Genomic DNA, 5,150 nt, shown 5'->3' with positions numbered 1-5,150 from the left:
AACCTGATGGGCGTGGTCAAGGGCTGCAAGGCCTTCCTGCCGCTGCTGGAGAAAAGCAAAGGCAAAATCATCAACATCGCCTCGATGGCGGCGCTGATGCAAGGCCCGGCCATGAGCAACTACAACGTGGCCAAGGCGGGTGTGGTGGCGTTGTCCGAAAGTTTGCTGATTGAACTGGCCCATGAGGAAGTCAGCGTGCATGTAGTTTGCCCGTCGTTCTTCCAGACCAATCTACTGGACTCCTTCCGTGGCCCGACCCCGGCCATGAAAGCCCAGGTCGGCAAATTGCTGGAAAGCTCACCGATCACCGCTGCTGACATTGCCGACTACATCTATCAGCAGGTCGCCGCTGGCGAATTCTTGATCCTGCCTCACGAGCAGGGCCGTATGGCCTGGGCGATCAAACAGAAAGACCCGCAATTGCTCTACAACGAAATGACTGTGATGGCCGACAAAATGCGCGCCAAGGCCAAACAAAACGCAGGCTGAACTTGCCTGTGCGCAACACCGTCGTTAGGGTGGCCGCCAACCGGCCATCCCAACGAGACGTCTGCATGCTCAATTACCTGTGGTTTTTCCTCGCCGCGCTGTTCGAAATCGCCGGCTGCTTCGCTTTCTGGATGTGGCTGCGCCAGGGTAAAAGCGTGTGGTGGGTCATCCCGGCCTTGTTCAGCCTGACGTTGTTCGCGCTACTGCTGACCCGGGTCGAAGCGAACTACGCCGGTCGCGCCTATGCCGCCTACGGTGGCATCTACATCATCGCGTCGGTTGGTTGGCTGGCGGTGGTCGAGCGGATTCGACCATTGGGCTCGGACTGGATCGGCGTGGCGCTGTGTGTACTCGGGGCGACTGTCATTTTGTTTGGTCCGCGCCTTACCGCTTCCTGACGGATCGGTCCTTCATTCAAGCGGTTTGTCAGACACGTCCGTCAGGGTGATGCAGCCTGCATTGTAGGGCGGGACTGTTTTGCGGTCGTTGCATTGAAGACCCGCTCTGCGCAGGGCATCTTCAGGGGCCGGTAACCCTGAAGGATGAATGCCATGCTTGTACTCAGTCGCGTTGTGGGCGAATTGATATCCATTGGTGACAACATTTCCGTGCGGGTGCTCGCCGTCAACGGAAGCAGTGTGCGYTTCGGTGTTGAAGCGCCACAGCAGGTCAACGTACACCGCGCCGAAGTCTACGAGCGCATCCAGATCAAACAGGCAAAAGCCAAGGCTCGTTAAGGGCTTCAGTCGAACAGGTGCTTGGGCACGTCGTGCTTGAGCATCAACTGGCATTGCTCGCTTTCCGGATCGAAGACGATCAGCGCCTGGCCCTTGGTCAATGCCTGACGCACACGCAACACACGGGTTTCCAGCGGCGTGTCATCGCCGTTGTCCGTGCCGTCACGGGTCACGAAATCCTCGATCAGGCGGGTCAGGGTGTCRACTTCAAGTTGGTCGTGGGGGATCAGCATAAGGCACCTCGGTTAAACATTGGCGCGATGCTACGGCGGATATGAACACATCACCAGTGTTCGCCTCAGCTTTCTGTGCGCTGTCCCAGCAGGCTATCCACCGACGGTACCCGGGTATCGCTTTCCATCTGCGTCTCGTGCTCGATCTGGTGACTGAACCGCTCCAGCGATCCCGTGGCTGGTTGTGCATCGCTGGCGAATACCGGCGGGCTGAGAATGTAGGCGCCGAGCAAACGGCTGAGAGCGGCAAGGCTGTCGATGTGGGTACGTTCGTAGCCGTGAGTGGCGTCGCAACCGAAGGCCAGCAGGGCGGTGCGAATGTCATGGCCGGCGGTGACGGCCGAGTGAGCATCGCTGAAGTAATAGCGGAACAGGTCCCGACGTGCCGGCAGTTCGTTGTCAGCGGCCAGGCGTAGCAGATGCCGCGACAGATGATAGTCATAAGGCCCGCCGGAATCCTGCATCGCCACGCTCACCGCGTGTTCGCTGGAGTGCTGGCCGGGCGCGACCGGCGCGATGTCGATGCCGACGAATTCGCTGACATCCCAGGGCAGGGCCGCCGCTGCGCCGCTGCCGGTTTCCTCGGTGATGGTGAACAGCGGATGGCAGTCGATCATCAACTCTTCGCCGCTGTCGACAATCGCTTTCAGTGCCGCCAGCAGTGCGGCAACGCCAGCCTTGTCGTCGAGGTGACGGGCGCTGATGTGGCCGCTTTCGGTGAACTCCGGCAACGGGTCGAAGGCGACGAAATCGCCGACGCTGATCCCCAGCGAATCGCAATCGGCGCGGGTGGCGCAATAGGCGTCCAGGCGCAATTCGATGTGATCCCAGCTGATCGGCATTTCATCCACGGCGGTGTTGAACGCGTGCCCGGAAGCCATCAGCGGCAACACGCTGCCGCGGATCACGCCGTTGTCGGTGAACAGGCTGACGCGGCTGCCCTCGGCAAAACGGCTGGACCAGCAGCCGACGGGCGCCAGGGTCAGGCGTCCGTTGTCCYTGATCGCGCGAACCGCCGCGCCAATGGTATCCAGGTGAGCGGAGACTGCTCGGTCCGGACTGTTCCTCTTGCCCTTGAGAGTCGCGCGGATAGTGCCGCGACGGGTCATTTCAAAGGGAATGCCCAGTTCTTCAAGGCGCTCGGCGACGTACCGCACGATGGTGTCGGTGAACCCGGTGGGGCTGGGAATGGCGAGCATTTCCAGCAGGACTTTTTGCAGGTAATCGAGATCCGGTTCGGGAATTTTGCTGGTCATGGAAACTCCTGATGGTGTTGGTACAGACAACACATCACTAAGGGACTGCCGGCTGACTATGTGCAAACAACAAATCTACAAACCGCTCGGCCGTCGGCTGCGGTTCATGGTTGGCCAGGCCGGCGCGTTCATTGGCTTCGATAAACACGTACTGCGGCTGGTCGGCGGCCGGTACCATCAGGTCGAGCCCGACCATCGGAATATCCAGCGCTCGCGCCGCGCGCACCGCCGCGTCCACCAAGGCTGGATGCAGAATCGCCGTGACGTCTTCAAGGATGCCGCCGGTATGAAGATTCGCCGTGCGCCGTACGAACAAGTGCTCGCCGGCCGGCAGAATGCTGGCGTAGTCATAACCCGCCGCCTGCAAGGTGCGTTGGGTCTCCTGATCCAGCGGGATTTTGCTTTCGCCGCTGGTTGCCGCCTGACGGCGACGACTCTGGGCTTCGATCAGCGCACCGATCGAATGCTGACCATCGCCCACCACTTCCGCCGGCCGGCGAATGGCAGCCGCGACCACCTCGAAGCCGATCACCAGAATCCGCAAATCGAGGCCTTCGTGAAAACTTTCCAGCAGCACTCGACTGTCGAATGCACGGGCGTTTTCGATGGCTTGCTGGACCTCCTCAATGCTGCGCAAATCCACCGCCACCCCTTGACCCTGTTCACCGTCCAGCGGTTTGACCACCACCCGTTCGTGCTCGTCGAGAAACGCCAGATTGTCGTCCGCGCTTCCCGCCAGTTGTTGTGCGGGCAGTTTGAGGCCGGCGTTTTTCAGCACCTTGTGAGTCAGGCTTTTGTCCTGGCACAAGGTCATGCTGATGGCGCTGGTCAGATCGCTCAGGGATTCGCGGCAACGCACCCGACGACTGCCATGGATCAAGGTAAACAGACCGGCTTGCGCGTCATCCACCTGCACCTCAATACCGCGCCGATGAGCCTCTTCGACGATGATCCGCGCATACGGATTGAACTCGGCTTCGGGGCCGGGGCCGAGAAACAACGGCTGGTTGATACCGTTCTTGCGCTTGATCGCAAAGGTCGACAAGTTGCGAAAACCGAGCTTGGCGTAAAGATTTTTCGCCTGACGGTTGTTGTGCAGCACCGACAGGTCCAGGTAACTCAGCCCACGGCTCATGAAGTGTTCGATCAAGTGCCGCACCAGCACTTCACCGACGCCTGGGCGGGAACATTGCGGATCCACCGCCAGGCACCACAGGCTGCTGCCGTTTTCCGGATCGTTGAATGCCTTGTGGTGATTGAGGCCCATGACGCTGCCGATAATCGCGCCGCTGTCCTCGTCTTCGGCCAGCCAGTACACCGGGCCGCCCTGATGATGGGGCGTCAGCAAACCTGCATCGATCGGCAGCATGCCGCGGGCCTGATACAGCTGATTGATCGCCTGCCAGTCCGCCTCGCTTTGCGCCCGACGAATGCGAAAACCGCGAAACACCCGGGTGGCCTGACGGTAATCGCTGAACCACAGGCGCAAAGTATCGGACGGGTCGAGAAACAGTTGCGCCGGTTCCAGCCCCAGCACTTGCTGGGGGGCGGCGACGTACAAGGCGATGTCCCGCTCACCGGGCTGCTCATTGAGCAACTCTTGGGCGAGGCTCGCCGCATCGGGAAAGGTATGGCCGATTAACAACCGGCCCCAACCGCAATGCACGGCGATGGGCACGGCGCTCAATGCGCTGCCGTCTTCGGCCAGGCGTGCCTGCAAGCGTTCGTAGGAGGGCGCCTGACCGCGCAACAGGCGTTGGCTGTAAGCCGTGGCGTGGGGTTTCATCGATCAGATTCCTTGTTCACTGAGCCACAGGTTCAGGGCCGCCAATTGCCACAGCTTGGAGCCGCGCAACGGGGTCAACTGGCCTTGCGGATCGGTCAGCAGGCGGTCGAGCATGGCGGGGTTGAACAAGCCGCGATCCTGACTCGGATCGAGCAGCAGTTCACGCACCCAATTCAGCGTATCGCCCTGCAAATGCTTGAGGCCAGGCACCGGGAAGTAACCCTTTTTACGGTCGATCACTTCACTGGGAATGACCAGCCGCGCTGCTTCTTTCAACACTTGCTTGCCGCCATCCGGCAGTTTGAATTTGCCCGGCACCCGCGCCGACAATTCCACCAGGCGATAGTCGAGAAACGGCGTGCGCGCTTCCAGGCCCCAGGCCATGGTCATGTTGTCGACCCGTTTGACGGGGTCGTCCACCAGCATCACGGTGCTGTCCAGGCGCAGGGCTTTGTCCACCGCCGCGTCGGCACCGGGTTGTGCGAAATGTTCCTTCACGAAGTCGCCGGCGGCATCGTTGGCTGTCAGCCATTTCGGTTGCACTGTGGCGGCATAGTCGGCATAGCTGCGGTCGAAAAACGCATCGCGATATGCCGCATACGGATCGCTCGCGCCGTCCACCTGCGGATACCAGTGATACCCGGCGAAC

At 60.8% G+C, this 5,150-nt stretch carries 7 protein-coding genes; 3 read left to right on the top strand and 4 right to left on the bottom strand.

What is annotated here, in order from left to right; translation table 11 throughout:
- The 3 genes from AC1DLB_RS20770 to csrA all read left to right on the top strand — a co-directional run.
- The coding region (locus tag AC1DLB_RS20770) for an SDR family NAD(P)-dependent oxidoreductase (RefSeq protein WP_477785559.1) at positions 1-489 on the top strand (489 nt) is incomplete at its 5' end.
- Positions 490-554: 65 nt separating this feature from the next.
- Positions 555-887 carry a YnfA family protein gene (locus AC1DLB_RS20765; protein WP_258613301.1) on the top strand — a complete coding sequence of 111 codons (333 nt, stop codon included), beginning with the start codon at positions 555-557 and terminating at the stop codon, positions 885-887.
- 153 nt (positions 888-1,040) lie between these two features.
- Positions 1,041-1,226, top strand: a complete 186-nt coding sequence (gene csrA, locus AC1DLB_RS20760; protein WP_064616631.1) for a carbon storage regulator CsrA — start codon at positions 1,041-1,043, stop codon at positions 1,224-1,226.
- Positions 1,227-1,231: 5 nt separating this feature from the next.
- Here the strand turns inward: csrA and AC1DLB_RS20755 are convergent, their stop codons facing one another.
- The 4 genes from AC1DLB_RS20755 to AC1DLB_RS20740 all read right to left on the bottom strand — a co-directional run.
- Positions 1,232-1,459 (bottom strand): YheU family protein, encoded by a 228-nt coding sequence (locus AC1DLB_RS20755; protein ID WP_003199186.1) that lies wholly within the window; start codon positions 1,457-1,459, stop codon positions 1,232-1,234.
- 65 nt (positions 1,460-1,524) lie between these two features.
- Positions 1,525-2,715, bottom strand: a complete 1,191-nt coding sequence (locus AC1DLB_RS20750; RefSeq protein ID WP_477785558.1) for an osmoprotectant NAGGN system M42 family peptidase — start codon at positions 2,713-2,715, stop codon at positions 1,525-1,527.
- A 37-nt stretch (positions 2,716-2,752) separates the two neighbouring features.
- A complete protein-coding gene (gene ngg, locus AC1DLB_RS20745) occupies positions 2,753-4,501 on the bottom strand; it encodes an N-acetylglutaminylglutamine synthetase (protein WP_018929875.1) in 1,749 nt (582 codons plus the stop codon).
- A gap of 3 nt (positions 4,502-4,504) precedes the next feature.
- Positions 4,505-5,150: asparagine synthase-related protein (locus AC1DLB_RS20740; RefSeq protein ID WP_477785557.1), on the bottom strand; the 646-nt coding region annotated here is incomplete at its 5' end.

This window comes from Pseudomonas sp. 05N434 (assembly GCF_056396965.1).
Note: the sequence above shows the minus strand (reverse complement) of the source record. Positions and strands in the feature narration are given on the sequence as shown.

Coding starts and splice junctions, on each gene's coding strand:
- ngg (WP_018929875.1), bottom strand. CDS start 4,501: ATGAAACCCCACGCCACGGCTTACAGCCAACGCCTGTTGCGCGGTCAG.
- AC1DLB_RS20765 (WP_258613301.1), top strand. CDS start 555: ATGCTCAATTACCTGTGGTTTTTCCTCGCCGCGCTGTTCGAAATCGCC.